We start from the raw sequence: 1,215 nt of genomic DNA on the forward strand, positions 1-1,215 counted from the left end.
GCTCGTCGAAGCCTTCGCGAACCCTTCGACCCTTCGACAAAGCTCAGGACAGGCAAGCTCAGGGCGAACGGAGGGGGCGGCTGCAGGGCAGACGACTGGGTCCAGCGAAGCCCTGCGCACCACCCTCCTGGCCGTTGTCTCCGAAAAAACCGGCTACCCGACCGACATGCTGGACCTGTCGCTCGAGTTGGAAGCTGGCTTGGGCATCGATTCGATCAAGCGCGTGGAGATCCTCTCGGCCTTCCGTGAACGCATGCCCGGCTTGCCCGAGGTGGCGCCTTCGCAGCTGGCTGCGCTGAACACGCTGGGTGATGTGCTGGCGTTCATGCAGGGGGCGGCGCCTGCGGCCGCGGCTTCGCAGCTCGCCGACTCGAACCCCTCCGTTCGAAGTGAGGTGGTTCAATGCGCGCCCACCCCCTCCGTTCGGGCTGAGCCCTTCGACCAAGCTCAGGACAGGCTCGTCGAAGCCTTCGCGAACCCTTCGACAAGCTCAGGGCGAACGGAGGGGGCGGGCTCAGGGCAAACGGAGGGGGCAGGCTCAGGGCGAACGGAGGGGGCTGGGTCCAGCGAAGCCCTGCGCACCACCCTCCTGGCCGTTGTCTCCGAGAAAACCGGCTACCCCACCGACATGCTCGACCTGTCGCTCGAACTCGAGTCGGGGCTGGGCATCGACTCGATCAAGCGCGTGGAGATCCTCTCGGCCTTCCGCGAACGCATGCCCGGCTTGCCCGAGGTGGCGCCTTCGCAGCTGGCTGCGCTGAACACGCTGGGTGATGTGCTGGCGTTCATGCAGGGGGCGGCGCCTGCGGCCGCGGCTTCGCAGCTCGCCGACTCGAACCCCTCCGTTCGAAGTGAGGTGGTTCAATGCGCGCCCACCCCCTCCGTTCGGGCTGAGCTCGTCGAAGCCTTCGCGAACCCTTCGACCCTTCGACAAAGCTCAGGACAGGCAAGCTCAGGGCGAACGGAGGGGGCGGCTGCAGGGCAGACGACTGGGTCCAGCGAAGCCCTGCGCACCACCCTCCTGGCCGTTGTCTCCGAAAAAACCGGCTACCCGACCGACATGCTGGACCTGTCGCTCGAGTTGGAAGCTGGCTTGGGCATCGATTCGATCAAGCGCGTGGAGATCCTCTCGGCCTTCCGTGAACGCATGCCCGGCTTGCCCGAGGTGGCGCCTTCGCAGCTGGCTGCGCTGAACACGCTGGGTGATGTGCTGGC

Annotated in this window: 1 protein-coding gene; it reads left to right on the forward strand. The window is 66.6% G+C overall.

What is annotated here, in order from left to right; all coding sequences use genetic code 11:
• Positions 1 to 166: 166 nt before the first annotated feature.
• Positions 167 to 1,215 (forward strand): phosphopantetheine-binding protein (locus JI739_RS24285; protein WP_236590038.1); only part of this gene is annotated, 1,049 nt, incomplete at its 3' end.

Source organism: Ramlibacter aurantiacus, from assembly GCF_016722895.1.
In the GTDB taxonomy this organism is placed as follows: Bacteria; Pseudomonadota; Gammaproteobacteria; order Burkholderiales; family Burkholderiaceae_C; genus Ramlibacter; species Ramlibacter aurantiacus.